The organism is Micromonospora sp. NPDC047707, from assembly GCF_040704235.1.
In the GTDB taxonomy this organism is placed as follows: domain Bacteria; phylum Actinomycetota; class Actinomycetes; order Mycobacteriales; family Micromonosporaceae; genus Micromonospora.
Map to the genome: position 1 here is coordinate 1 of NZ_JBEYSU010000033.1, position 26,517 is coordinate 26,517.

Below are 26,517 nucleotides of genomic sequence, written 5' to 3' on the forward strand. Positions count from 1 at the left end.
GAGGCCACCATCACCAGGCCGTCACCCCGGCCCTCACCGGCATCCAACCACGAACACCTTGCCGGTGCCGCGCTAAGGAGGGTGCACCAGTGACCCTCATCCTCCGGTATCCCGCAGCGGATCCGGCGTGCGACCACCTCAGGACGGTCAGCCTCGTCAACGGCATGGTCGTCCCAGGACGTCGGGAGGAACAACCGCCAATCCAGCGGGCACGACGCGGTGTCGGTGACCGCGTGGACGCTCACCCCGATCTGACAGTTCGCCACCTTGCCCAACGTCCCCGAGTACTGCCGCGCCACGCCGGGTGAGCCCTTGCCGTCTTTCGGGAAACCGGTGTCATCGACAACCCACGCCACCGGCCCGACCACGTCGACCGCCCGCACGGCCAACCGCATCCGCACCGCCGTGGTGTCCCACGTCGAGGTCGTCACGAACTGCTGCAACCCCTGATGATCCACCCCGAGCCGATCCGCCATCGGTTGCATCGACTTGCGTCGCCCGTCCAGCAGCAGCCCTCGCAGATACGTGCCACCCTTCGCCCGCTGATCCGACCGCACCAACGGGGTGAACACATCCGCGGCGAACGCCTCAAGCCGTTGCCGCACAACGAAAAGCTCGTCAGGGGTCACCGCAACATCGAACTACCCGGAACCACTCCAACGACTCAGCGACACGCCGACCTAACAAAGCACTACTAAGGGCTGTCTCGTAACTCGCTGAAGGCGTTGCCCGGCACCGGGTTGGTGCTCAGCTCGTGAGGGCGATGTTGTGCAGGTTGGCGATGCCGGAAGCGGCATCGGTCAATGTGTGGGCGGCGCGGCGGTAGTCACGCAGAATTTTCCAGCACTTGAGCCTGGCCAGGGTGTGTTCGACCCCTGCTCGGACGGTTCGGTGCTGGACGTTGAGGGCTTCCTTCCAATCCGGCAGGTCGCTGCCGTCAGACGGCTTGCGGTACGGCATGATCACTTCGGGGTTGCCCCGGTAGCCGCCGTCGGCCATCACCGGCCGCCCGTCCAACTTCTCGGCGATGCCCAAGGTGCGGTAGACGGTCGTGTCGTTGCGGTTGCCGGGCTGCGGGTCGCCGACGGCGATGACCAGGCGGGTGCTGGCGTCGATGGCGATCTGCAGGTTGGTGGAGTAGCGGTCTTGCTCCGGGCGGCCAGGCGGTGGTCCCGGGTGGGGATCAGAGGGCCATCGACGATGGCGATCTGCTCGACCGGCCGCTTACGCACCGGCGCCAGGGCCAGCAGCGGCGCAAGGGTGTCGATGACCCGGTGCGCCGCGGAGTGCGACACCCCGAACAGCGGCCCGATCTGCCGCATCGTCAAGTTCGTACGCCAGTAGGCCGCCACCAGCAACCTCCGGCCACCCGACCCTCAGCCGCTAAACGATCTCGACCCACAGGTATTGACAATTGCTCCGCATCCCGGTTGAGCACGCCATTGCGGAGCTGAAGTGGTGGCGCCATCTGCAACGCTTCGCCGGCCGCTGCGAGATCCTGCCCGAGACCATCGACGCGGTCGCGGGCTTGCTATGCGACCGCGTGATCACCCGGTAGCCGATCCACATCAAGGCATCCCACACTCTGGCAATTGCCCACGAGATCGTAAATACGCTGGTCGCGGGACTTCGTCAAGATCTTGACAAGGTCTGGGGCGGGTCGCCATGCTGCGCACGCAGCTATGGCGATTGTCTACTCGCGCATCTCGCCGATCCGCGGTCGCTTCCCTCTGTTGTTCGAGCCCTTATCCGTAGGGCTTTCGCTCGAAGGCTCCACAAGAGCCAGTAATGTGAGGTATTAACAGTGATCCAAAGAAGTCCCTCACCCTCCTGCCCGGGGGGCGGCTCCGCCCGCTCTGTGGCCCGGGTATTGACGGCCGCGGCGGCCGCGGTGGTCCTAGCCGCCGGTAGTCCTGTACCGGTCGCTGCTTCGGCTGAGTCGCCTCCGGCGCGGCCGGCGGGCGTCGCCGGTGGCATATGGTCGGTAACCCTGATCACCGGCCACACGGTGGTGGTCCGCCGCGATGCGGCCGGTCGGTTCTCAGCGACGCCCCCGGACACCGAACGGTTCACCATGACAGAACGCGGTGGACACCTATATGTGGTCCCCGATTCCGTCCTTCCCCTGCTTCACACGGTGCTGGAATTGGACCTGTTCGACGTACGGGCGTTGATTAACGAGGGTTTGGACGATGCCCGGTCTGAAGCTCTGCCGTTGCTGATGGCACAAGAGGGCGCCGAGAACGGCAAGCGGCTCGTCGCATCCACGGCGGGCGCGATCAAGGTCACCCACGTGTTGCCGAGATCCGGCATGGTGGCGGCGGCCGTGCACAAGAAGCAGGCAAGGCGCCTCGGCACCCAGCTAAAGGATCTTGCGGGGTCGGGGGCGAAGCCGAGCGCCATTGGTGCTGGTATGGCCGGGGTCTCGCACGTCTGGCTGGATCGCAAAGCGACGGTCACGCTCGACCGCAACATTGTACAGATCGGTGCGCCGCAAGCATGGAGCGCCGGCTATACCGGCTCCGGTGTGAAGATCGCTGTGCTGGACACCGGTTATGACCCCGCCCATCCGGATCTGGTCGGGCGGGTCTCCACCGCGGCGGACTTCAGCGGCAAGGGCAGCCCGATCGACGGGCATGGCCACGGTACTCACGTGGCGGCCGTCGCTGCGGGCAGCGGCGCTGCCAGCGGCGGTCAGCGGCGGGGGATCGCCCCTGACGCGACTCTGATCGTGGGAAAGGTGCTCGGCGACACTGGATCCGGGCCAATTTCCAACATCATGGCCGGTATGGAGTGGGCGGTCGCGCAAGGCGCTGATGTGGTCAACATGAGCCTCGGTGCGGCACCGACCGACGGCAGCGACCCACTTTCTCGTGCGGTGAACGAACTCACCAAACGGGGAACCCTGTTCGTGATCTCCGCCGGCAACTCGGGAGCTAATGGTCCGAAGACGGTGGGTTCGCCGGGTACCGCCGAGGCGGCCCTCACCGTCGCTGCGGTGGATGGCGCCGACACGGTGGCGCCGTTCTCCTCCCGGGGTCCGCGCCTGGACGGGGCGTTGAAGCCGGACATCGCAGCGCCCGGGGTCTCGATCATCGCGGCACGTGCGGCCGGTACCAGCATGGGTACTCCGGTGGATGACAGATACACCTCAGCGTCCGGGACTTCAATGGCCGCCCCGCACGTCGCCGGTGCTGCCGCGTTGCTGGTGCAGCGCCACGCGGACTGGACACCTGAGCTGCTTAAAGCGGCTTTGGCGGGCACCGCCGATCCGCGCAGTGAGGTCGGTGTCTTTGATCAGGGCGCGGGCCGCATTGACATTGCCGAAGCCATCGATGCCACGGTGGTGCCTGAGGATGAAGACGTTGACCTGGGCCTGCTGACCTTTCCGCAGACCGGGGTCATTCAGAAGGCGGTGGGTTGGCGCAACGAGGCAGCAGAGCCCGTGGTGCTGAACTTCTCGCTCGACCTTTACGGCCCGGACGGCACCGCCGTTCCCGACAGTCAGGCGTGGCTGTCGGTGGAATCGGCGACCGTTCCTGCTCATGGGCGCGCCGAGGTCACCCTGAATGTCGACGCTCGGCACACTCAGTCCGGCCAGCACACCGGCTACCTGACAGCGGCCGTGGCCGGCACAGACCGGAAGCTTCAAACCCCGGTGGGGTTCACGGACGAACAGGAGATGTACCAGCTCACAGTGCGTGGCACCAACAGGGCCGGACAACCCGTCGACCGCAGCTCCCGCGTGTCGGTCATCAACATCAACGGCGCGACCCCATTCTCTGCGCTGCTTCGACCGTTCGACGACACTGGTGTCCTGCGCCTGCGGGTACCACGGCAACGATTCCACGCCGAAGCCCACATCCAAGACTACACGTTCAGGTTCGACAATGCCGGCGTCGCCCAGGACCGCGAGAACGACGCCGTGTCCGTCATACAACAGCCGGAAATCCTCGTGGACGGCGACACGACCGTGGACCTCGATGCGCGCACCGGCGTTGGGTGGTCGACCACGCTGGAGGGTACGCCCACCGAGGTGGCCGAACGAGCGGTCGACACCTTCCGTTGGGACAATAACAACAACGCTTTCAGGCTGCATACTTGGACCAACTTTCCCGGCAGCATGCCGACGTTCTTCTCCCCGCAGGTTCCAACGACGGTTGGCCGCTTTGAGGCGGCGACCACTGACCTGCTGATCAAACCACGAATCACCCTTGAGGTCGGCGGCCGTCGCGTGAAGGTCGCATTGGACCGAAAAACACCGCTCCCCAACCGTGGCGGACGCTTCCCAGTCGTTGACCTGGCCGCAGGAACCGAGTCCGACTTCGCGGACAAGGACGTTCACGGCAAGATCGTCGTGGTCCGGCGCGGCCAGCCGCTACCCCAGGTGGCCGCGCGAGCCAAGACCGCAGGAGCGGTGCTGCTGGCGATCACCAACGACCGACCCGGCATCTTCCAATCAGACCTGCTGTTCACCGCGAACATGCCCGCAGTAATCGTCGACGGCGGCGACGCCGCGATGCTTCACCAGGCGACTGGCGACTACGGCTGGGTCACCATAATTCCGGACTCGCCAGTGAACTATCGCCTGCACAGGCGGGCGACTGGCGGTATGCCCCAGCCAGCTGATAAGCGATATTCGCGTCAGGAAATCAACCAATTGGCGCGGCTTGACACCCATTACCATCACCCCGCCGGCAGCCTGAGATCGAATATCAACTTCGCCGACGCCTTTGGAGACACATATGCCCTAGTCGGAAGCCGGGACCGGGTCGAGTACTTCACGGCCGGCGTCGAGGCGGCCCCCTCGCTGTCCTGGATATACCCCCCGCAGTCGACACCTGGTGGGCCGCAAGGCATTCACACCTGGACGCGTGATAAGCGCGTCTACAGACCCGGCGAACGCGATACCCTGCACTGGCTCCGCGCCCCCCTACGCCCAGGTCTCGGCGGCCTAGAGAACGTGCCGGTGAGCCGGACCGCGACGACGCTGACCGGTGCAGTGACGGACGTGACCGACGCCGACGGCGCCCGCGGCCACATCACAGCCCTGGGGGGCCTACCCCAACCAACCCATCTAATCTCGCTGTATCGCGACAACACGCTGGTTGGCCAGGCGGCCACACGTAGCGACTTCCGATTCCCAGTCACGACCGACCGGGCCAGATACCGGCTGGTCACCGAACAGGACACCAAGGCGGGCGCCCCGCTGAACACCCGCCGGACCGCCACTTGGGATTTCACCTCGGAGAAGCCGGCCGGAAACAGCCAGGTGCTGCCCCTGCCAGTCGTCGATTTCAACCTGGACTGCGATAGCACCGGCAGGCTCACCGACCGCAAGATCACCCTACGGGTCATGCCGCAGGCCGGAACCGCCTCGATCCAACTCCACAGCCTGGCTATCTCCGTCTCACCCGACAAAGGAGTCACCTGGCAAACGCTGAAGCGCCACCACTCCTTCGAGGAAGGCGCAACCTTCGAGCTACCGAAATTTACAACCGGCCAGATCCTGTCCTTCCGGATCCAGGCGACGACTTCTCCAGGTGACGTTCGCCACGAGGAGACCATAATCCAAGCAATCCAAGTCCGTTAGCCCCAGCAGCCGCCGCCACAAGGTCGCCCGCCGCTGCGGCGGGCGACCTTGCGTTTCTGCTGGTAGGGGCAGTTTGGGGGATCTGTCGCCGATCTTGTGAAGTCAGTGCGTGAGTAGGACGCGTTTGCGGAGTAGGTCGAGGCCGGCGCGGCCGAACATCTGTCGTTTGATCATCTTGAGGCGGTTGATGGTGCCTTCGACGGCGCCGGAGCTGTGCGGCAGGGTCAGGCCGTTGCGGACGGCGTCGAGGTCGCGGCGAAGGTTGCGGGAGATCCGGGCCAGCGGCGCGAGGGTGTCCTGTTCGACGGCGGCGGTCCACTCGTCGAGGCGGTCGCCGTGGCGGCCGGTCATCATCACCGCGAACGCGCGGACGTGTTTGACCAGCCGGTCGAGGTCACGGTCGCGGTTGCGCAGGTCGCGCAGTTTGGCGGCGTCGCGGGGATCGAGGTGGTCGGGGTGGGTCATGATCCATGAGGTGACCTGGCGGACGGTGGGTGGTTTCGGACCGGGGTGCGGGGCGTGACCGCGGCCGGTCCGGAAGCGGCGCAGGTAGCGCTGAACGGCGAGTTCCCCGCCGGGGTAGCCCTGTTGCTGGATCTCGCGGAACAGTTGGGTGGCGTTGCGTTCGCCGTCGTTCCAGCGTTGGTGCAGGTAGCCGGTGCAGCTGCCAGGTGCGGCGCCGATCACGCCCAACGTCGAACGCAGTTGACCGTATAGTGCTTCCAGTACGGCGGCCGGCGGATCGTGTGGGTGCTCCGTGGGTGCTCGGATGCCGGCGATCCAAGCCGGATTCCACTCCAACATGCTGGATTTCTGTCGCGAGCGGCCGCCGATCAACCGACCACAATCAGCAACAACCGCCCTGACCTGCTGATACCGCGCGGTATCCACCTGGATTTCCGGCAGAGTTCCGGACGGAATCACCTTACGTTCAGTAGCCGCGACAAAGTCGCCGGGTGAGGATTAAAAGTCAGCAGCTCTACCTATTGAGCTAGCGGCCCGCCGCGCCACAAGGCTACCCGAGTTCCTGGCGAGGAGGCGCGCGGATTTCCCGACAGCCGGTCTCCCGCAGCCTATCCTTGCCAGGATTGGGCGTCTGCTGCTGCGCCTGCGGCCCTCAGGCCGCATTTTGCGCCGGGTCTGGATCCGCCTGCCACCAACCTGTCGGGACTACCTGTCCAGGTCTATGCCCGTCGGGGCCGTTCACTCGTTGATCAAGCAGCCGTCGTCCAGGTAGGCGGACACTCCACCCAGCCGCTCGTGTCGGCGTAGGTGAGTACCACGCAGGAGCGCAAAAGTGGTTTCAGGTCGCCTGGGGGACGTCCCCTGACGGGCGCCTGCGCTGCGGGATGGTACTCAAGCAGGTTGTCGACGTCGCCGAGCATCACACCCAAGCGATCAAGAGCCTTCGGCAAGGCGACCTTGAAGCACGTCGGGGCGGAGGAGCCCGGCCCGCAGTCGCCTACATTCGACAGATGGGAGGGCTGCATGCTGGTTTTCGGCGAGTTCCCCACGTCCACTACCTGCGCGCGGTGTGGGCTGCCCGCTCAGTGACCGGCCGGCGATGGCGTACGGGATCTATTCTTCCGGCGTGGTCTGTCGCCCTAGCCGGCGGCGGCTTGATCGCGGGGGAGGCGTGGCCAATGGGGATGCCGACGCTGGTCGTGTCGCTGACGCGGCCGAACGCGTACCGAGGGATCGGGCTGGCGGTGGCGGCTGCCCCCCACGGTGCGCTGATCGTGGTGGAGCCGGGCCGTTACGACGGGCAGGTCGCGGTGCGGGCGAAGGCGGTCACTATCCGGGCGGCCGTACCGGGTGGGGTGTTGGTGGAGAGCCGCGACGCCGCACCTGCGGTCTACTGCGAGGGTGCCGAGGTCGCGCTGCAGGGTCTGGTGTTGCGGACGTGGAGTTCCGACGCGCCGGCGACCGTCTCGACGGTCGGCGGAACCGTGACCTTGGAGTCGTGCACCGTCACCGGGCAGGCGGCCAACGCCGTGATCAGTGAGCGGGGTGCGGCGCACTTGCGCAGCTGCCACGTCAACGGGATGCGCCGCGGTGTGGCCTACATCGACTCCAGTGGAGTCATGGAGCACTGTCGGCTGTGGGACTTCGACGAGTACGCCGTGCTGTCCAAACGAGACAGCCAGCCGGCCATGCGGCACTGCCACGTCAAGGACGTCGGCCAGGGCTTCGAGGCGTTCGAGGGCGGTCGTGGCACGGTGGAGGACTGCCAGTTCACCGGTGTGCGGCAGGCAGCCGTGGTGGCGAGCGCCCGTTCCCGCCCGACGGTACGCCGGTGCCGGATCTCCGACGGCCGGGGCAGCGGGTTGGCGTTCAGCGGGTCGGCCGGTGGGCTGGTCGAGGATTGTGAGCTGACGGACCTGGAGGGTTGCGGCGTTGAAGTTTCCGGCGGGGCCGAGCCAGACATCCGCCGCTGCCTGATTGAGCGGGTGGGCCGCAACGGGATCTACCTCAGCGGCTCGCGCGGCACGTTCTCCGATTGCACCGTGACCGCCAGCCGGCTGCCTGCAGTCGCGGCCGTCGACGGGGCGGCACCGCAGGTTAGTGGCGGCGTGCTGCGGGGCGCGCGGGAGGACGCACTGCTGATCCAGGCCGCCGCCGGCCGGTACACCAACCTTCAGATCGAGGACTCAGGCCGGTACGGCGTGAGGGTGCAGGGCGGCGGCCCGACCCTTACCGATTTGACGGTCACGGGCGGCGAGGGCGGAATCGTGCTCGACGGTGCCCTCGACGCGGACGTCCGGATCGAGGGCGCCACCGTTCGGGGCGCCTCGCAGAGCGGAATTGGCGCTGAGGGTCCTGGCCGGCTTACCGGCACGATGGTGCGGGTGGAGGATGCGCCAGCGGGATTGGTCGGGGCCGAGAGGATCTCGATCAGCCTCACCGACTCCACGGTCTCCGGCGGCACTGTCGGCGTCGTCGGGGCAGGCCAGGCCGGCCTGCGCCTCGACCGCTGCACGGTCACCGGCATGGCCGGGCCGGGGGTGGTGCTGCGGGAGCAGTCCCGGCTGGACATGCGGGCGAGCACGGTGCGCGACTGCGGCGGGGACGGCGTGCAGGTGGAAACCGACGCCCCGGTACTGGTCGACCGGTGCGAGTTCGTCAACGTCACCGGCGAGCCGGTGCGGGGCGCCGACCGCCCGCTCGTGTCGGTGCTCGCCCCACAACCGACCGACAACCGGGACGAGCCGACCTCGGCTGGCTCCGAGGCCAGCGCCGACGGCACCGGCCGCGACGGCGATCCGGATCGCACCGACGTCGATGCCGACGCCACCAGCGTCGACGCCGTGTTGGCGGAACTGGACGCCATGATCGGCCTGGCAGCGGTCAAGCGCGAGGTGCGAACCCTGGTTCACCTGATCCGGGTGAGTGAGCAGCGGCGGCGGGCCAACCTGCCGGTGCTGCCATTCAGCCGGCATCTCGTCTTCACCGGGCCGCCGGGCACCGGCAAGACGACCGTCGCGCGCATCTACGGGCGGCTGCTCGCCCACCTCGGCATACTGTCAAAAGGGCAGGTCGTCGAGGTAGCCCGGGTCGACCTGGTGGGCGAATACCTGGGCAGCACCGCGCTGAAAACCGCTGCGGTGTTCGAGCGGGCGCTCGGCGGCGTGCTCTTCGTGGACGAGGCTTACACGCTCGCCCGCCAGTTCGGTGCCACCTCAGACCTCGGCTTGGAGGCAATCGACACCCTGGTCAAGCTGATCGAGGACCATCGGGACCAGGTAGTGGTGATTGTCGCCGGGTACCCCGCCGAGATGGAGCAGTTTCTGGCCACCAACCCCGGCCTCGCTTCGAGGTTCACCAAGACCATCGAGTTCGTCGACTACACCCCCGATGAACTGCTCGCCATCGTCTCCGGGCTAGCCGGCCAGCACGGGTACGACCTCACGAAGCCGACCACCGACGCCCTGCTGGACCGGCTCGCCAAGGCCGTCCGCGACCCCGACTTCGGCAACGGCCGCGGCGCACGGAAGCTGTTCGGCGCCATGATCGAACGGCAAGCTGAGCGGCTCGGCGACATACCGGCGCCGACATCGGAGCAGCTCCGGCTGCTGCTACCGGAGGACATCCCGCCCGCGGGCAACTGAGCCCAGTGCCCGGCAGGAGTCGCGGAGCGCGCAAGCGTCACCTCCGAACTGCTCCCCCCGAGCAGGCCAAGGCCCGCCTCGGTACGCAGCCGCCGCGCTGCCGCCGGATCAGCGGGCACTGCCCTCCGTGGAGGCGTACGACCAGCTGCTCACTCGGGATCGTCGTCAGTGAGATCGCGGGTCAGAGCGTAGGTCCGTGTCCACTGGCCAGGGGAATGCTCGGTGATGATCTCAGCGTCGGGAGCGTTGCCGTCCCACGGCCACCGCTTTGGCGGGTCCGGGAATGGCGACTCGCCGTCATCGCCGTCGAACAATCGCCCGTACGGGTCGGGGATCGTGCCCCACCCCCAGTAGGGCAACGGCTTGGCGGGAAGGATGCCCAGCGTCTCGACCGGATCGATGTCCTGGTCGGCGATGACGCACTGGTGCTTCCAGCGGTCGCCCAGATCGAAGATGTAGCCGAACTGATCGCCCGGCTTGAGCAGCTCGCCGATCGTCACCGTGTCGGCGTCGACGTCCTTCTCCGGGGCTGGATCATCCCAGAACCGCATCTCGGTGACCGTCTTGCCGAGCTCCCACAACTCGAAGATGTGCAGGTGGCTGCGGTCCCAGCGGGCGAACGCGTCATCGATGGCCTCGGCGAAGGTGTGAAACGTGTGCTGCGGCGACACCGCGAACACCCGGCCCGGCCGGGGCCACAGATCGCCGGCCATCCCGCCGCCGAACAGCTCCACCCGAACCGACCACCACCGCAACGGTACGGCCTTCTTGCGACCAGCCATGCCACCGATTGTCCCGGTGCACCGCGTCCGGCTCGCTCCCGGGACTACCAGCGGGCCAGCGCGGGGCCGTTAGGCAGCGCCTAGCGGGATGGTCGCGACCGGCTCCCAGGTGATCGTCTGGCCGCTGGCTGGTGCGGCGGTCACGTGCGAGATCGTCGTTAGCGTTAGTTTCCGCACGGATCTTCCTCAACCCCGGACCTGGCTGGTGCGGACCGCCCGTGCTGGCCGACTCCGATCTGGACGGCTTGCCGCAACGACAACGAGCGGGGTGCCGGCGACGCGTTCTGGGACGGCTGCGGCACCCGGACACCTCGACGACCGGCTCGCGGCGAGCCCTGATCAACGCACCCTGGCGCTTCAGCGCGATTCGGCTGGGAGCGGCACCGCTTGGGCGGCACCGCCGCCGGTGTCCGCGAAACCTACGACGAGCACACCGTGACGCTCGCCGCCCTGCTCTGACAGAGTCAGCGTTGATGCTGTGGGGTGAGGGTCAGCCCCACCCGCCACCGGCGACGAGACCGCCGAAGGCGAAAGCGAGCCCTGACCGGAACGCCGCGCCTTCCGGGCGCGTGCGGTGCAGCCCGGGTGTCGCGGGACGCCCACGCGATGTGACCGCCGCCGATTACCGCGGCGGTCAGGCACGCCAGGAGCACTCCGAAACCGTGAAGGCCGCTCAACGCGTGGTGCAAGAGCGGCATCCCGAGCGTGTCGGTCGGGACAGTATCGGTTCCGCGTGGCCCGTGTGTGCTCAGCGGGGCCAGTCGATTTGCGCCTCGGGAACGCCGATGGTTCGGGCGTAGGTGCTTGCTTCCTGTCGGCCGGTGTCGTCGCCGCGGGGGTAGGTGAAGACGCGGCCGGCGAACACGACCCAGCTGGTGGTGTCGGTGGCGTAGTCGGCGTACCAGCGTCCGGGGGCCAGCGCGGCGGCGAGTTGTCGGGCGAGTTCGTCGCCGACGTCGTCGGGGCAGGTGAAGTCGATCAGTGTCCACTGCGCGGGTTGGCCGCTGGCGGCGTTCCAAGCCGGGATGCGGTGGATACGCCGCAGGTTCAGCGGCACGTCGATCGCGGTGTTGAGGGCCAGGCTTTCGACCACGAGGGTGCCCACGATAGGCAAGGGATTCACCGCCTGTGCTGGTGGCTGGGGCGTCGGCCATCCTAGCTGCCCTCGAACTAGTGTTTCAATCATGGTGTGTGGTGTGCGATGTGGGCGCCGGCGTGTTGGGCGGTGTGGGAGCCGGCGTGGACGGCGGTGGTGATGGCGTCGGGTAGTGGGGTGTGTCGGGCGAGGTCGAGGGCGAGGGAGCCGAGGAAGGCGTCGCCAGCGCCGGTGGTGTCGACGACCGCCACGGTGGGGGCCGGGTACGTTCCGGACCCGTGGGGGTGGGTGTAGGCGGCGCCGTGGGGGCCGGCGGTGACGACGACGATGTGGGGGCCGAGACGCTGGAGGGCGGTGGCCGCATCCAGGGGGTTCTCGGTGCTCGTGTGCAGGATGGCGGCGGCTTCGTGCTGGTTGACCACGAGGACGTCGAGGTGCCGTAGGACAGCGGGGTCGAGGTTCGGGTGGGGGACGAGGTTGCCGATGACGACCGGCGCGCGACGGTGGCCCAGCAGCGCGGTCACGGGTTCGGGCGGCAGGTCGAGTTGGGCGACCACTGCCCTGGTGGCGAGGCCGGCGGTGGCGTGGTGGATGTCGTGTGCGGTGAGTTCGGTGGCGGGTGAGAGGGCGAGGGTGATGTAGCTCTCGCCGTCCGGGGTGACCTCGATGATCGCCGCGCCGGTGGTGGTGTCGGGGATGCGCCGGACGTGGCGGGTGTCGACGCCAGCGTCGGTGAGGGCTGCCGCGATCTGTTGACCCCACGCGTCGGCGCCCACGTTGGCGATCAGGGCGGCGCGCCCGCCGCGGCGGGCGGTGGCGATGGCCTGGTTGAGACTCTTGCCGCCGGCACTGGCGGACAGGGCCGAGCCAATGGCGGTGCGGCCTGGTCGGGAACGGTGAGGGACGCGGATGGTCAGGTCGATGTTGGCGCGTCCGACGAAGGCGACGTCGATGCTGTCGCCGGGATTGCCGTTGCCGGTCATGCCGTCATCGGGGATGCGGCCAAGGCGGCTTGTAGCTGCTGCACCTCGGGCTCGGTGGGGAACGCCGAGAGCTGACGGCCGACGGCCGCGACGTCACGCTGGATGCGTGCCGACTGGGTGGTGCAGGCGAGGTCGAGCGCGGCGAGGGCGGCAGCAGCGGCCTGCTGGGGTTCACCGGCAGCGGCGTGGGCGGCGGCGGTGCGCGCCAGGTAGCGGCCCCGCTCGCGTCGGTACGATTCCGGCCACGCGTCGAGGGACTGGCGGAAGCACTGGACGGCCGTGCGGGGATGGCCCAGCCGAAGCCAGCCGTCGCCCTCCTGCGCCCACACGTACGCCGTGGTGCAGAAGGAACCGAGACCAGCGTCGTCGGGTCCGGTATCGGCGGCGAGGCGCTGGGCGTCGTCGATGGCGGCCTGGAACGCGGAGCTGTCGCCCTCGACGGTGTGGCCTTGCGCGCGTTGCACCGCTACGAAGGCCCGTACCTGCGTCCGGATGCTGCCGGCGCGTTCGGCAGCGCGAGCGAGTCCGAGCACCCGGTCTTGGTCGGCGGCGTCGGTGGCCCGTTGCGCCATGCGGGCGAACACGTAGGCGGTGAATTCCGTGTCGCCGGACTCCTGGGCCATGCTCAACGCCTGGGCCAGCCACCAGTCGCCAGCGTCACGGTCGCCCAGGTCATCGCTGAGCCAGCCGGCGAACTCCGCCCACTGCGCCTCGGTGCGCAGAAGCGCGTCACGCAGGCCACCCCGGGCCGTTCGGCGGTAGCCGGCGATATGACCGAGCTGCTGCCGGGCCGTCGGAAGGATCGCCGCGGCACCGACTCGGCTGTCGGACTCCACGAGCACCGATCGCAGAACCGCGAAGTGCTCCACGATGGCTGGGTCAACAACCCGTGCCGCCGCAGCCGGCGGAGCTCCGCCTATCAGGGACGCCATCATGCCGCCGGGGACCGCCTGCAGGAGCGCGCGACGGCTGACCTGAACCTGCCGCTCGTGCCCGTCTGCCACAGCCGTCACGATAACCGTCTCGTCAGCGGCCTCACCGTGCGCTCCCGACAACAGAGCAGCGGACTTCGCTGCCGTTAATGACGCGGTGAAAGCTGCCGTGCCCCTGGCCCGCCGGTACTGCTGCTGGAGGGCGACGACCTGGTCATATGCCGCGGCGAGAGCACCATCAGTGTCGAGGACTTCGTCGCAGCGCTCCCAGAAGCCCCGGTCCGGATGTTGCCGCCCGACCTCCGTGTTCGCGATTGTGCTGCGACCGGTCAGCACCGTGGGCGCCAGCGAGTGCTGGGTGTGACCGGCCGCCTTGCGGAAATCGGCCAACCGCTGCCCGAGCGCTCGCCACGCCTCGCTCACCTCGTGCGGGTCCGCCATCGCCGTCTCTCCCGGAACACCGCGCCTCGGCCGGCGTCAACAGCCGAACGCCGATCAGAGGCGGTCTTCGATGTGGCAGTCACCCTACCGCGCGGTCGCGGCTACGCGGGTCGTCCACGCGCCGCCGCTGGTAGATAGCTCCGTCACGGGCGGTTGCGCGCCATGGCCGGGCGGCGTGCAGGGCGGTGTGCAGGGGCGGCGCGTCGTGGTCGAGGGTGACCCAGGCCATGCCGGCGCTGCCGTCGGCGGCGCATCGGGTGAGCCAGGCGCCGTGAGGGCCGATGATCCCCGCGGGCATCGCGGTGCTGCACTGCGCGGGGACGGAGACGCTGATCCACTGGTTCATGGTGGCGGCGTGCCCACGTGCGATTACGTCGAAGATCGGGTCGCGGGAGAAGGTCGAGAACAGGACGCAGTCCACACCCTGGTGGAGGTAGTCGAGGAACACCTCCGGAAAGTTGATCTCAATGCAGACGGCGAGACCGAACCGGTAGCCGCCGATGTCGATGGTGGTGGGGGTGAAACCGGGGGTGTAGAAGTCGGTGATCTCGGCGCGGGACAGGTAGCGCTTGTCGTAGCGGTCGACGATGTCGCCACGCTCGGAGATCACGTAGAGGCTGTTGTGGGGGCGGTGTCCGTCGCTGAGGCGGTGGTTGCCCCCGAGGATGACCCAGAGGCCGAGCTGGGCGGCGAGGGCCCGGATGCCGGCCAGTTCCTGCCGTACCGGCGTCCAGTCGATGTCCCAGCCGGCGAAGTGCTGCTTGTCCTGCCCGGCGTAGCCGGACAGCGCACCTTCCGGAAAGTGCACCAGACGGGCGCCGCGGCGGTGGGCGCGGCGCATCAGGTCGCGGATCGCGGCGCCGTTGACCGTGGGGTCACAGGTGACCGGTGGCTGCGCCGCGGCGATCGTCAGCGTCTCGACGCGGTCGATCCCGATGCCCATCTCTGCGCTACTGGTCACGATCTCCTCCTTCCCGGCAGGGGTCGGGCGTCGCCGGTGCCGGGGTAGCCGCGTCCCGGGCCGGCCAGGGTTGGCTTACCAGAGGTTGAGCTGGTCGAGGAGCTGCGGGGGCAGCGGTGCGGTGGGCTGGCCGGTTATCAGGTCGTCGGGGATCGCGCCGGGTACTCGGCCGGCGGGCCGCACCGTCATGACCGTTGCGCCGTGTCGGCGTGGTCGTGGTGCAGCCGCTGAGCGAGGTAGTCGCCCAGCGACGTCGCGTACGGCACGTCCGGGTCGCCGGTGGCGCCGGCCGGGACGTAGCGGGTGTGGCGGAGCGCGTCGACAAAAACGGTCGCGGGCGCACCGGCGTGCAGTCCGGTGGTGATCGCGGTGGACAGGGCGTCGGTCAGCCCGGCCAGGGTGGAGCCGTGCTTGCCGGCCCGCAGGTCGACGTGTGTGAGCTTGCCGTTGGGTGCGGCGGCGGTGACGAGCCGTCCCGGGACGCCACCGATCACGAACTGGCTGCTCACCCCGGTCATGCGTGGCCGCGTCGGCGCAGGTGGCCGTGCCGTGTCTTTCATGAGGGCTGTGTCCTCCTCCGTGTTATGGGCCCTGATCCGCGTGAGCGGGTCTGATCGTGTTGCGGTACGGCGTGAGTCCGCACGATGGGGTCAACAGGCCGCTGCGGCTGCGGCAGCGGACTGGTCGGATTCGCGGGCGCAGTGCCGGCAATGCCGTGGGCACGGCGTCTGCGGTGTCACGGCGGTAAGGCCGCTGGCGTGCAGGATGGTGGTGACCGTTTGCTCGAAGGTGCTGGTTTCGCCGATGACGGTCTCGCCGGGGACGTCGAGCAGGTCGCGATGGGTGTACCACTGGCGCATCTCGTCAGGGGTTACGGGGATGGGCTCGTCCCGGTTGAGGTGGCGGCGAATGGTTTCGTCGAAACAGACGTCAAGGTAGAACACGGCGACCGGTCCGGGATGACGGTCGATGAGTTGGTGCAGGGCGGCGGCGTAGCGTTCGGTGTGCAGGATGCCTTCGAGGATGACGTGGTAGCCCAGGTCGAGGGCGGTGCGGGCGGTCGCGGCGATGAACGCCGGGGCGACCGGCTGGATGTGGGCGCTGTCGTGTTCCCTGAGCAGGGTTCTACGCAGGTAATCCTGTTCCAGCAGCGCCAGCCCGCGCCCGAACCGACGCCGAGCCTCGCGGGCGGCCGTGGTCTTTCCGCTGCCGGAGTTTCCCCGGATGATCACCAACGTAGGCGAGCCCGGGGAATTGCGTCCGATGCAAGAAGTGTCGGGGTGCTGGCCCTCTGGCATGGGGAACTTTAGCAGTCGCACCCGCCCCTCCTGGCGACGCTCCGAGCTGCGTGTTTGCCGCGAAGATTGCATGTGATGCAGGATTCACGCATCGAGCGGAGGGGTGCGTGGCTAGGGGTGGGTGATCATCCGGATGGTGCGGCACGGCTGGAGTTGGCTGCTGGGGTGCGGTTGTTGCATCCGGAGGACGCGGTGTTGCGGGCGATGTTGTCGGGGTGGGCGAAGCAGCAGCTGGGTGGTCGGCGGCTGGATCGGCGGACGATCACAGCGCGCGAGCGGGTCATCGACGGGTTCGTGGCGTTCACGAATGAGTACCCGTGGCGGTGGACCGCGGCGCTGGTGGACGAGTGGACGACGCATCTGGTGGCGGAGCGGCGTCTGGCCCGCTCGACGATCCGCGGGTATCAGGGGGCGTTGCGGCTGTTCTGCGACTATCTGGTGTCGCCGTACTACGGGTGGGCGCAGGAGTGCCTGCAGCGGTTCGGTACGCATCCGACGCAGGTGTGCCACGAGTGGAACACCGCGGCGCATCTGGTGGAGTACGAGGGCCGTCCGGGCCGGCGGCCGTTGACGCGGGACGAGGTGCAGCGGTTGTTCGACTATGCCGATGATCGTGTAGAGCGGGCGGTGCGGCTGGGCCGCAAGGGGGCGCTGGCTGCGTACCGGGACGCGACGGTGTTGAAGACGATCTACGGATGGGGGTTGCGCTGCACGGAGGTGTCCCGGCTGGATCTGGCCGACTTCTACCGCAATCCGCAGGCGCCGGCGTTGGGCCGGTTCGGGATGGTGCACGTGCGTTACGGCAAGGGCACGCGCGGGTCTGGGCCGAGGCGGCGGATGGTGGCCAGTTTGATGCCCTGGGCGGTGGAGGCGCTGGAGGACTACGTGGTCAACATCCGACCCAGGTTCGGGTTGGCCGAGCATCCGGCGGTGTGGGTGACGGAGCGGGGCGGGCGGTTGCGACCACGGGAGATCGAGGAGCGGTTCGCCGCCTACCGTGACGCCCTCGGCTTGGACGGGGACCTGTCGCCGCACTGCCTGCGGCACTCGTACGTGACGCATCTGATCGAGGATGGGGTGGACCCGAAGTTCGTGCAGGAGCAGGTCGGGCACGTGTTCGCCTCGACCACAGGCCTCTACACGCAGATTAGCGCGGCGGCGATGAACACGATGATGGACCGGGCGTTGCACCCGGTGTTGACTGCGGAAGGGGCGGCGCGGTGACGGCGAAGCTGGACTACCGATGGCGGCTGCGGGAGGTGATGGCCGAGCGGGGCCTGTTCTCCACCACGGACCTTCGCGGGCCGCTGACCGAGCGGGGGATCGACCTGTCGGCGAGCCAGGTCTACCGCCTGGTGGTCGAGAAGCCGGAACGGTTGAGCCTGCGCACGTTGATGGCGTTGCTGGACATCCTCGGCTGCCAGATGACCGATCTGATCGTTCCGGTCGCCGCTGCGGGATCCGGCCGGGCTCGCAAGGCAGCTGCGGGCGGCGGGACGCCGGCCGGTGGCCGCGGCGCTGAGGCAGGCGTGGGTGAGCTGCGGCCCCGGCGGGCTCGGGTCACGCCCAACCAGCCGTGACAGCCGGGGCGCCACCACGGTTTCTGACCGAGCCCCGCGCCGTCCTCATCGAGGTCGTCGCGGATGCGGAACCGCTGCTGGATCCAGCCGCGATCGACTCGGTGATCGACCAGGTGGCGCCGACGCGGGCCGAACTGCGACGCCTGGCCCGGGCGCTGCACGCGGATCCGGGGTTGTTGACCTCGGGTGAGCCGGACGGGCCCCGGCTGTTGCAGGCGCTGATCGGCGCGCTGGTCACCGCTGGCGCGCGTCACGTTCGGCCGGCGTCGTGCGCCCGCTGCCGTCGGATGCGGCCGCTACGGCGTCGCATCGAGGACCGGCTGGTCTGCGCGCCGTGCGCGAATGCGGCGGCCGTGCGCCGGGAGGCGTGCTCCCGCTGCCAGAGGGAACGGCGGGTGGACGGCCGGGACGGGGCCGGGGCGCCGTTGTGTGCGGCGTGCGCCCGGCAGCAGCGCGGCGCGGATCCCCTCGGTGAGCTTGTCGATGGCCTCGACCGGCTCGGCACGGGCCTGCCGCCCTCCGCGTTGCGCGAGCTGATCCTCGCAGCGTTGCCGCGGCCGCACCAGCACCGTACGGTCGCCGCGGACCTCGCCGCCCGTCCGACCATGCTGGCTGACAACGCCGCGCACGGCTCGCATCACCTGGTTCTGCTGGCCGAGGTGTTGATCGCGGCCGGCGCCACCGGCGTCGCCCCGCCGGCCTGCCCGTTCTGTCAGCAGTCAGCCAAGATCCGGTTCCGCCGCGACGGGCTGCGCTGCTGCAAGCGCTGTTACGAGGCGAGCAGGTCGCAGCCGTGCACGCAGTGCGGGCAGTCCAGACCTGTGGCTGAGCGGACGGCGGACGGCGCAGCGTTGTGCAAGGCCTGCGGCCAGCGCGACCCGGTGAACTTCGAAATCTGCGCCCGGTGCGGGCAGCACGCCCGGCTGGTTCCGACCGACAGCGGTGAACGCTGCTGCCGGGCCTGCTGGCGGGCACCTGTCGCGACCTGCTCGGTCTGCGGACGCCGTCGTCCCTGCCACGGCGCCAGCGGGCCGAGCCCGCGCTGCGAGACCTGCGTCAAGCGGTTGAACACCGCTTCCTGCCAGCGCTGCGGCGTCACCCGAGTCGTCTTCGCCCGCACGGCACAGGGGCAGCCGCTGTGCCAACGCTGCGCCGGACCCCGCGAGCGGTGCGTCCGCTGTCACCGGGTCCGGCCGGTGGTGGGCCGCCCACCGTACGGCCCGGTCTGCGGAACCTGCTGGCGCCGCGACCCCGCCGCCACGCACCCCTGCCAACGCTGCGGCACCGTCACCTGGCTGCACCACTTCGGACTGTGCGCGGCATGCGCCTGCCCCGGAATGCTGCGCGAGCTGCTCACCGCCGCCGACGGCACCCTGCGTCCGGCCGCTACAACGGTGCTCGACGTGTTGGCCGGCGACGACAACCCGGCGGCCGTGCTCAAGTGGCTGCAGGCCCCCACACCCCGAGCCCTGCTGGCCGCCCTCGCCGAACAGGCCGGTCCGCTACAGCACATGACCCTGGACCGGCTGCGCCCGACGAAGGCCGCTGACCGGCTCCGCGCGCTGTTGGTGGCCCGCGGCGCCCTTCCGGCCCGAGACGAGCACCTCGTCCTGCTCGAGCGCTGGATCGACACCGCGACCGCCGCCATCGCCGACGTCAACGACCGTCGGCTCGTGCGCCGCTTCGCCACCTGGCACCACCTGCGCCGGCTCCGGCAGCTCTCCACACCCGGCCGGCCAACCGGCTACGGCCAGATCAGCGCGGCACGCGGCGATCTGGCCGCCGCCATCGCGTTCCTGGCCTGGCTGCGCACAAACGGCACGAGCATCGCCACCGCCCGGCAAGCCGATGTCGACGACTGGCTCACCAGCGGCCCCAGCAGCCGCCACAACGCCAGCGCGTTCGTCAGCTGGGCCGTGCGCCGCCGCCACGCGCACGACATCAACCTGCCCGCACGATCGAGCACCACGCACCGGCGAGTCCTGCCGCAACGCGATCAACGCTGGCAACTTGCGCGGCGGCTGCTCCACGACAACGACCTCCACGCGGTCGATCGGGTCGCCGGGCTCCTCGTGCTCCTGCACGCCCAACCCGTCAGCCGCATCGCCGCCCTCACCGTCGAGCACGTCGAGGCCACCCCCGACGGCACGCACCTGCGCCTGGGCAGCACACCCATCCGGCTCCCGCCGCCCCTGGACCACCTGGTGGCCGAGCTCGTCGGCCGCCGTGCCGGGCACACCGCCGTGGGCCGCACCGCGGCGAACCGCTGGCTGTTCCCCGGTGCCGCACCAGGCCAGCCGCTCAGCGCGCAACAACTCGGCGCGCGGCTACGACGCCTCGGCGTCCCCGCCCGCGTGAGCCGCAACACCACCCTCATGGACCTCGCCGGGCAGCTACCCGCCGCAGTGCTCAGCCAACTCCTCGGCCTGCACCTACAGACCGCGACGAACTGGACCCAGGAAGCCGGCAACACCCGACCCCGCTACGCCGCAGCCGTCACTACCCGCACAGCACCCGAGCGACACTCCTCCAGACCCGACCTGCGGTGAACCCGACTGAAGCCCCGGCCGGAGCGATGAATCAGCAGCGGTCGGCCGCCGCAGCCGCCGGCTCGCCGCACCTGTGCGGTGGCCCCGGCCCCGCCGCAGCACGCGCTACCGGGCCGGACCGAACGCAGCCCCGAGTCGCCGCGCACATCGCGGCAGACGTGCGCGCGTTGTCTGTTCGGTCCCGCCCAGAGACCGCCAAAGGCCATGGGCAGATGTAGATCTGTCCTCGTGCCTGACGACACCGATGCTGGTGCATCGCTTCGCGCTACGGCTGTATCCGCTTTCGTGCGGGCAGGAGGGAGGCGCAGGGCAGCAGCAGGAGCGCGAACCCGACGGTCCACCAGAAGGTGTTCGCGTAGGCGTGAGCGCCGCCTGGGCCGTGGCTGATCTGTTGTTGGAGGATGACGGCTATCACGGCGGTTCCCAAGGATGCGCCGATGCGCTGGATGACGTTGACCGTGCTCGTGGCTCTCGGGATCGCGGTGGGCGGGAGTTGTTGGTAGACGGCTGCCATCGCCGGGATGCCGACGGCCGCCATGCCGATGCCGCGCAAGAGCAACGACGCGCTGAGGAGCAGGTCGTTCGGCTCGGTGGGCAGCAGCGTGTAGGGGAGGGTTCCGGCAGTGGTGATCAGCGCACCGGCGGCCACCAACGGCCTGAGGCCGACGCGGTCAGCCAGCCGGCCCACGATGGGCAACGCGACGGCAGTGCCGATGCCTTGCGGGGCGAGCATGAGGCCGGTCGTGAGCGCGTCGAACCCGCGGGCCTGCTGGTAGTAGAGGGGCAGCAGAAACATCGGGCCGTAGAGCGCCGCGCCGGTCAGCAACATCAACACCGCGGACGCGCGGAACGACCGAAATCGGAACACGCGCAGGTCGATGACGGGCGCTTTGGCGCGCAGTGCGTGCACGGAGAATACCGCGAGCAGTCCGAGGCCGATCGCGACCGGGACCGTCGTGCCGGCGGTGACGAAGCTGGACTGCTCGCCGGCTTGTGCGAGGCCATAGACCAGGGCGAGCACGGCCGGTGACAGCAGCGCGATGCCGAGCACGTCGAGCGGGTGCCTGCCGCTGTCGACGGGGTCGGCGGGCAGCGCCCGCCAGGCCAGCACGAGAGCGGGTACGCACACGGGCACGTTGATCAGGAAGATCCATCGCCAGGACAAACCGTCGAGCAGCAGCCCGCCGAGCACCGGTCCGACAATGGGGATGAGGTTGCCGGGGACGGCGACCAGCGCCATGACTCGGCCGAACCGCTGTGCGCCGGCGGCCCGCGCCAGGATGAGCTGAGTCAGCGGCAGGATCATGCCCGCGCCCAAGCCCTGCACCACGCGGAAGGCGATCAAGCTCGGCGCTGACCAGGCGACGCCGCACAACACAGAGCTGGCCAAGAACAGCGCCAGCACAGCCAGCCACGTCCAGCGGGAACCGAAGCGGTCGACGCACCATCCGGTGAGCGGGATGACCAGCGCCATCGCCAGCAGGTACGCCGTGGACACCCACTGCACGGTGGAGACCGGCGCTGAGAACGCCTTGCCCAGCTGATCCAGCGCCACGGTGACCACGGTCGTGTCCAGCAGCGCGGCGACCGCGCCGAGCAGGACGATCCCGGCGATGCGGAGCAGCGCCGGGTCGAGCCGGTCGCTAGTCGGCTGTGTGTCGGCGGACCCGTAGGATTTTGTTGGCATGCCAGCAGTATGTTACTTTTTTTGGCATGCCAACAAGTTGGATGAGGTGAGATCATGACCACGGAACCCGGCGCAGCCGGCACCCGGCCGCCGCACGTCGGCATCAGCGTGGCCGAGGCGCCGTTGACCTCGCTCATGCTGCAGCTCGTGCGAGCACACGCCGCGATCGCGACCGCGATGCTGCAGCAGATCGACCTGGTCGCCCCGCAAGAGCTGGTCCTGCTGTTCCTGCAGGAGCATGGGCGCACACCGCAGTCGGAGATCGTCTACTTCCTCGGCCGCGACCGGTCCACCGTCACCAACACCCTGCAGGCGATGGAGCGCGCCGACCTGATCACGCGGACAGCGTCACAGACCGACAAGAGGTCGATGGTCGTCAGCCTGACGAGCAAAGGCCGGCAGCTGTGCCCACGTATCCGCGAGATCTGGTCCGAACTGGAGCGGATGGCGTTCGGCGGGCTCACCGCCCAGCAGCGCGCCGACCTTGCTCAACTGTTCACCGACATCCGGCAGGGGCTGCCGCCGGCCGGCGGACCCTATCCAGGCTCGCCGGCCGCAACCGAGCACGAGGAGACGAGCCGATGAGCGACATGCCGCTGCAGCTTGCGGTCATCATCGCCAGCACCCGGACCGGACGGTTCGGCGAAACCGTCGGCCGCTGGTTCGTCACTCGGGCACAGCAGCACGACGACCTGAAGCTCGACGTCATCGACCTGTACGACCTCGAGCTGCCCGACAGTCTCGAACACAGCCCCCATGTCGCGGCGTACACCGCCCGGATCGACGCCGCCGACGCGTTCGTCATAGTGACGCCCGAGTACAACCACGGCTACCCGGCGGCGCTCAAACGCGCGATCGACGCCGTCCGCGCCGAATGGCGAGCCAAGCCCGTCGGGTTCGTCTCCTACGGCGGCCTCGCCGGCGGGCTGCGCGCCGTCGAGCAGCTCCGGCAGGTCTTCGCCGAGCTGCACGCCGTCAGCATCCGCGACACCGTCAGCTTCCACATGGCCCACAACCAGTTCGACAGCCACGGAATGCTCCGTGACCCGCATGCCGCCAACACCGCCGCAGCCACAATGCTGCACCAGCTCGCCTGGTGGGCAAGGGCGTTGCACACCGCCCGCGCAGCACAGCCGTATCCCGACTGACCGGCACAATCCAGGAGCATTCCCATGGCCATCGCGATCGTCTTCGCCGAATACGGCGACCCGGAAGTCCTGCACCCCATCGACATCGACCCGCCCACTCCCGCAGCTGGCCAGGTTCGCGTCCGGGTCAAGGCCGCCGGTGTCAACCCGGTCGACGCCAAACTCCGCCGCGGCGACTTCGCCGCCGTCATGCCCGCCGACTTCCCGTCCCGCATCGGCAACGAGTACGCCGGCGTCATCGACCAGATCGGCGACGAGGTGACCGGCTTCGCGGCCGGCGACCAGGTCCTCGGGTCGGCGACGGGCCAGTGCTACGCCGAATACGTCGTCGCCGACGCCTCCGACGTCGTACGCAAGCCCGCCACGATGCCGTGGACCGTGGCCGCCGGTCTCCCCGCCGTCGGCCAGACCGCGCACACGGCGCTGCGGCAGATCGCCGTCCGGGCCGGCGACACCGTGCTGATCCACGCCGCCGCCGGCGGAGTCGGCACCATCGCCATACAACTAGCCCACCTCTGGGGTGCCACGGTCATCGGCACCGCCAGCGAACGCAACCACGACTATCTCCGCTCGCTCGGTGCGACACCGGTCGTCTACGGAGACGGCCTCATCGAACGGGTCCACGCACTCGCGCCGGCGGGAGTCGACGCCGCGCTCGATGCCATCGGCGGCGAAGCGATCACCGCATCCCTTGCTCTCGTGCCGGATCGCCACCGGATCGGCACCCTCGTTGACGCCGAAGCCGCGAAAACATACGGGATTCAACGCGTCGGCGGCCGATCGACCGCGGCCTTGCGCGAACTGGTCACGCTGTACGAGCGCGGCAGCCTGCAGCTCCCGATCCACGCGACGTTCCCCCTGACCGAAGCCCACCACGCGCATCGCGAGGTCCAGACCGGACACGTCCGCGGCAAAGTCGTCCTGACTATGCCGTGACCTGTCACTGACCCTTCGCGGGGTTCGACGTGGAAGGGTGCATGGTCTGCTCCGCCGGGTCAGACAGGCGGCCTAACCTAATCGTGTGGAGCCGGCGCGCACTCATCTCAAGCAGAAGCGGATGCGCCACGTGGTCGATGCCGAGTCGCTGGTGACGGATCGTTATGACGGTCGCCGACCCGTTCCTGTGAGTCTCGCTGAGTCCGCTGGTCGGCTCGCGGAGGTTGATGCATCGGACGGCACCCGGTCGTCGCGTCGTCCGCCTGCACGACGCTGTGCACGTTCGCCTGTACCTACCCGTGCACATCGGCCCGTACGCCGATAGCCGCAGCATTGCGCACCTTCTGATATCCGACTCTCCCAATAGGTAGCACGAGCTGCCTGGTGTTCGGCGTTTCCATGGTGTGGTCCTTCAGGCGGATGCGGTCTGTCGAGGCAGCGGGGCGGCGGAAGTGGACGGGGTGGTGTCGTAGCCGGCGGCTTGGAGGGTGAACAGTTCGGCGTACCGGCCGCCGGCGGTCATGAGTTGGTCGTGGGTGCCGGCCTCGACGAGGCGGCCGTGGTGCAGGACGAAGATGCGGTCGGCGTGGCGGACGTTGGCCAGCCGGTGGGTGATCAGGATGGTGATGCCGCGTCCCTGCCGGTCGCGAATGGCCTGAAAGAGGGCGTCCTCGGCGCGGGGGTCGAGGGCGGAGGACGGTTCGTCCATGATGAGCAGGTCGGCGTCGCGGAGGAACCCGCGGGCGGCGGTGATGCGTTGCCACTGCCCGCCGGAGAGGTCCTGCCCGCCCGCGAAGGTGCGGTCGAGCAGCGTCTCGTACCCGTGGGGTAGTTCGATGATCATGTCGTGGGCGACGGCGCGGGCGGCGGCTGCCTCGATGCAGTCCTGCGAAGGTGTGGTGTTGATGTCGCCGATGGCGATGTTCGTGGCGGCGGTGAACGGCCACTTGTGGTACTCCTGCGTGAAGACCGCGATCCGGGCTCGCAGCGCGTCGGTATCCCAGTCGCCTGCAACGTGGCCGTTGTAGCGGATGCTCCCGTTGGTCGGGGTACGGAGGGTGGAGATCATCGTGGCGAGGGTCGACTTGCCGGAGCCGTTCTCTCCGACGAACGCCACGGTCTGTCCTGCACCGATCGTCAGGCTCACCTGGTCGACAGCCGCGGTGTCGCGGTCGGGGTAGTGCAGGCTGACGGCGTCGACGGCCACCTCGCGCAACCGGTCGAGCGGTGCGGTGTGCAGGTTCGGGGTGGCGGCGGGCGGTAGGTAGTCGGCGGCGCGGGTCATGAAGCCGGTGTAGTCGCGGAAGTGCTGGCCCTCGGTGTAGACGCGGTCGATCTGGAAGGTGACCACGGCCAGGGAGCGTTGCGCGGACTGGATGGCGATGACGCAGGTCGCGGCGGCGGCGAGGGGGATCTGCCCGTCGACGAGCAGCAGGCCGAGCAGGACGTAGACGGTGGCGGTGGCGATTCCGCCGATCATCGCGCCGATGGTGGTGGTCGTGGTGACTCGCCGGGCGAGCGCGAGTTGGATGGCGGTTTCGACGCTCATGACCCGGTCGTACTGGTCGAGCAGGAAGCCGCGCAGGCCGTAGGAGCGCAGTTCGGAGGCGGAGTCGCGTTCGGCCATCAGTCGGTGCAGCAGCCACAGCCGGCGCCGCCGTACCGATCCGGCGGCGTAGGTCTGGTAGCGCAGGTGCCCGGCCCGCAGGGACGCCCACCCGTTCGGGACGGTAGCGACAAGGAGCGCGAGTAGCAGAAGTGGGTGGATGACCACGACGGCGACCGCGACCGCGAGGACGCCGGCGAGGCCGGCGAGCAGGTTCATCGACGCCTGGACGAGGCCGGTGGTGGAGTCCGCGCCGCGGGAGGCGCGTTCCATGTCGTCGGCGAACGCGTCGGCGTCGAACGCCGCCAGCCGCACCGCCGTGGTCACCTCGAACAGGCCGCGCTCCACCTCGCGGTCCACCTTCGGGGTGAGGCCGTTCTGCGCGTACCCCATCGCGGTGGCCATGCCGGCGCGCAGCGCGGTCACCGCCGCGAGGGCGACCAGGGCGGGCAGCGCGGCGATCACTTTGTCGGCGGTGGGCCCGCCGGCGAACAGCTCCACCAGCACCCGCTGCGCGGCGAGGAGTCCGAACGCGGACATCACCCCCGCGCCCACCGTCGTGGCCGCCACGATGGTTGTGCGGAGGCGGTCGGCGCGCCAGCTCACGGTGAGGGCGGCCCAGACCAGGCGGGGCAGCTCGGAGAAGATGGCGAACAGGCCGGCCTGCGCCCGCGCACGTACGCCGGTCTCCCACCACATCTCCCGCAACTCCGGCAACACCGAATCCCGTTGCGTCGGCTCGGGACGGGATGACGTGCGGTCAGGGTGGCCTGTTCTGGGCATGAAGGTACCTCCCGAGAGAGAGCAGGTTGGGCT

Annotated in this window: 20 protein-coding genes and 1 pseudogene; 9 read left to right on the forward strand and 12 right to left on the reverse strand. The window is 69.1% G+C overall.

The window, feature by feature from the left end; translation table 11 throughout:
• Together AB0873_RS26065 and AB0873_RS26070 are read right to left on the reverse strand one after the other, a co-directional pair.
• The coding region (locus AB0873_RS26065) for a transposase (protein ID WP_366602858.1) at positions 1 to 629 on the reverse strand (629 nt) is incomplete at its 3' end.
• A 118-nt stretch (positions 630 to 747) separates the two neighbouring features.
• Positions 748 to 1,358: pseudogene (locus AB0873_RS26070) on the reverse strand (transposase family protein); the annotation flags it as partial.
• 56 nt (positions 1,359 to 1,414) lie between these two features.
• On the opposite strand from AB0873_RS26070, the gene AB0873_RS26075 reads away from it, so the two are divergent.
• Positions 1,415 to 1,558, forward strand: a complete 144-nt coding sequence (locus AB0873_RS26075; protein ID WP_366602860.1) for a hypothetical protein — start codon at positions 1,415 to 1,417, stop codon at positions 1,556 to 1,558.
• Between the two features lie 588 nt (positions 1,559 to 2,146).
• Complete coding sequence (locus AB0873_RS26080; RefSeq protein ID WP_366602861.1) at positions 2,147 to 5,593, forward strand: S8 family serine peptidase; 3,447 nt, start codon at positions 2,147 to 2,149, stop codon at positions 5,591 to 5,593.
• A 102-nt stretch (positions 5,594 to 5,695) separates the two neighbouring features.
• Here the strand turns inward: AB0873_RS26080 and AB0873_RS26085 are convergent, their stop codons facing one another.
• Entirely contained in the window at positions 5,696 to 6,397 is a 702-nt protein-coding gene (locus tag AB0873_RS26085; protein ID WP_366602863.1) for a transposase, read from the reverse strand.
• Between the two features lie 839 nt (positions 6,398 to 7,236).
• Between AB0873_RS26085 and AB0873_RS26090 the strand changes: the two genes are divergently transcribed.
• Positions 7,237 to 9,702 carry a right-handed parallel beta-helix repeat-containing protein gene (locus tag AB0873_RS26090; protein WP_366602865.1) on the forward strand — a complete coding sequence of 822 codons (2,466 nt, stop codon included), beginning with the start codon at positions 7,237 to 7,239 and terminating at the stop codon, positions 9,700 to 9,702.
• Between the two features lie 149 nt (positions 9,703 to 9,851).
• Here the strand turns inward: AB0873_RS26090 and AB0873_RS26095 are convergent, their stop codons facing one another.
• From AB0873_RS26095 to AB0873_RS26125, 7 genes are all read right to left on the reverse strand, one after another.
• Positions 9,852 to 10,436: a hypothetical protein gene (locus AB0873_RS26095; protein ID WP_366602866.1), complete on the reverse strand. Its 585-nt coding sequence runs from the start codon at positions 10,434 to 10,436 to the stop codon at positions 9,852 to 9,854.
• A gap of 796 nt (positions 10,437 to 11,232) precedes the next feature.
• Positions 11,233 to 11,589, reverse strand: a complete 357-nt coding sequence (locus AB0873_RS26100; protein ID WP_366602868.1) for a hypothetical protein — start codon at positions 11,587 to 11,589, stop codon at positions 11,233 to 11,235.
• A 77-nt stretch (positions 11,590 to 11,666) separates the two neighbouring features.
• Positions 11,667 to 12,563 (reverse strand): ribokinase, encoded by an 897-nt coding sequence (locus tag AB0873_RS26105; protein WP_366602869.1) that lies wholly within the window; start codon positions 12,561 to 12,563, stop codon positions 11,667 to 11,669.
• Complete coding sequence (locus AB0873_RS26110; protein ID WP_366602870.1) at positions 12,560 to 13,936, reverse strand: helix-turn-helix transcriptional regulator; 1,377 nt, start codon at positions 13,934 to 13,936, stop codon at positions 12,560 to 12,562. Before AB0873_RS26110 ends, AB0873_RS26105 begins: the two co-directional genes overlap by 4 nt.
• A gap of 79 nt (positions 13,937 to 14,015) precedes the next feature.
• Positions 14,016 to 14,897 (reverse strand): carbon-nitrogen hydrolase family protein, encoded by an 882-nt coding sequence (locus AB0873_RS26115; protein ID WP_366602871.1) that lies wholly within the window; start codon positions 14,895 to 14,897, stop codon positions 14,016 to 14,018.
• 185 nt (positions 14,898 to 15,082) lie between these two features.
• Positions 15,083 to 15,415 (reverse strand): hypothetical protein, encoded by a 333-nt coding sequence (locus tag AB0873_RS26120; RefSeq protein ID WP_366602872.1) that lies wholly within the window; start codon positions 15,413 to 15,415, stop codon positions 15,083 to 15,085.
• Positions 15,416 to 15,547: 132 nt separating this feature from the next.
• A complete protein-coding gene (locus AB0873_RS26125; protein WP_366602874.1) occupies positions 15,548 to 16,195 on the reverse strand; it encodes an AAA family ATPase in 648 nt (215 codons plus the stop codon).
• 75 nt (positions 16,196 to 16,270) lie between these two features.
• Between AB0873_RS26125 and AB0873_RS26130 the strand changes: the two genes are divergently transcribed.
• Genes AB0873_RS26130 through AB0873_RS26140 form a run of 3 tightly spaced genes read left to right on the forward strand, consistent with a single transcriptional unit; the run spans position 16,271 to position 20,324 of the window.
• Positions 16,271 to 17,419, forward strand: a complete 1,149-nt coding sequence (locus tag AB0873_RS26130; RefSeq protein WP_366602958.1) for a tyrosine-type recombinase/integrase — start codon at positions 16,271 to 16,273, stop codon at positions 17,417 to 17,419.
• A complete protein-coding gene (locus tag AB0873_RS26135; RefSeq protein ID WP_366602876.1) occupies positions 17,416 to 17,775 on the forward strand; it encodes a helix-turn-helix transcriptional regulator in 360 nt (119 codons plus the stop codon). Before AB0873_RS26130 ends, AB0873_RS26135 begins: the two co-directional genes overlap by 4 nt.
• On the forward strand, positions 17,772 to 20,324 hold the full coding sequence (locus AB0873_RS26140) for a hypothetical protein (RefSeq protein ID WP_366602877.1): 2,553 nt from the start codon (positions 17,772 to 17,774) through the stop codon (positions 20,322 to 20,324). Before AB0873_RS26135 ends, AB0873_RS26140 begins: the two co-directional genes overlap by 4 nt.
• A gap of 265 nt (positions 20,325 to 20,589) precedes the next feature.
• Here the strand turns inward: AB0873_RS26140 and AB0873_RS26145 are convergent, their stop codons facing one another.
• Positions 20,590 to 22,011 carry an MDR family MFS transporter gene (locus AB0873_RS26145; RefSeq protein WP_366602879.1) on the reverse strand — a complete coding sequence of 474 codons (1,422 nt, stop codon included), beginning with the start codon at positions 22,009 to 22,011 and terminating at the stop codon, positions 20,590 to 20,592.
• 54 nt (positions 22,012 to 22,065) lie between these two features.
• Here AB0873_RS26145 and AB0873_RS26150 point away from each other — a divergent pair, with 54 nt between their 5' ends.
• Genes AB0873_RS26150 through AB0873_RS26160 form a run of 3 tightly spaced genes read left to right on the forward strand, consistent with a single transcriptional unit; the run spans position 22,066 to position 24,095 of the window.
• Positions 22,066 to 22,596: a MarR family transcriptional regulator gene (locus AB0873_RS26150; protein ID WP_366602881.1), complete on the forward strand. Its 531-nt coding sequence runs from the start codon at positions 22,066 to 22,068 to the stop codon at positions 22,594 to 22,596.
• Positions 22,593 to 23,159, forward strand: a complete 567-nt coding sequence (locus AB0873_RS26155; protein ID WP_366602883.1) for an NAD(P)H-dependent oxidoreductase — start codon at positions 22,593 to 22,595, stop codon at positions 23,157 to 23,159. The genes AB0873_RS26150 and AB0873_RS26155 overlap by 4 nt, the downstream gene beginning before the upstream one ends.
• 24 nt (positions 23,160 to 23,183) lie before the next feature.
• On the forward strand, positions 23,184 to 24,095 hold the full coding sequence (locus tag AB0873_RS26160; protein ID WP_366602885.1) for an NADP-dependent oxidoreductase: 912 nt from the start codon (positions 23,184 to 23,186) through the stop codon (positions 24,093 to 24,095).
• Positions 24,096 to 24,507: 412 nt separating this feature from the next.
• On the opposite strand, the gene AB0873_RS26165 is transcribed toward AB0873_RS26160, so the two are convergent.
• Entirely contained in the window at positions 24,508 to 26,484 is a 1,977-nt protein-coding gene (locus AB0873_RS26165) for an ABC transporter ATP-binding protein (RefSeq protein WP_366602886.1), read from the reverse strand.
• Between the last annotated feature and the right edge of the window lie 33 nt (positions 26,485 to 26,517).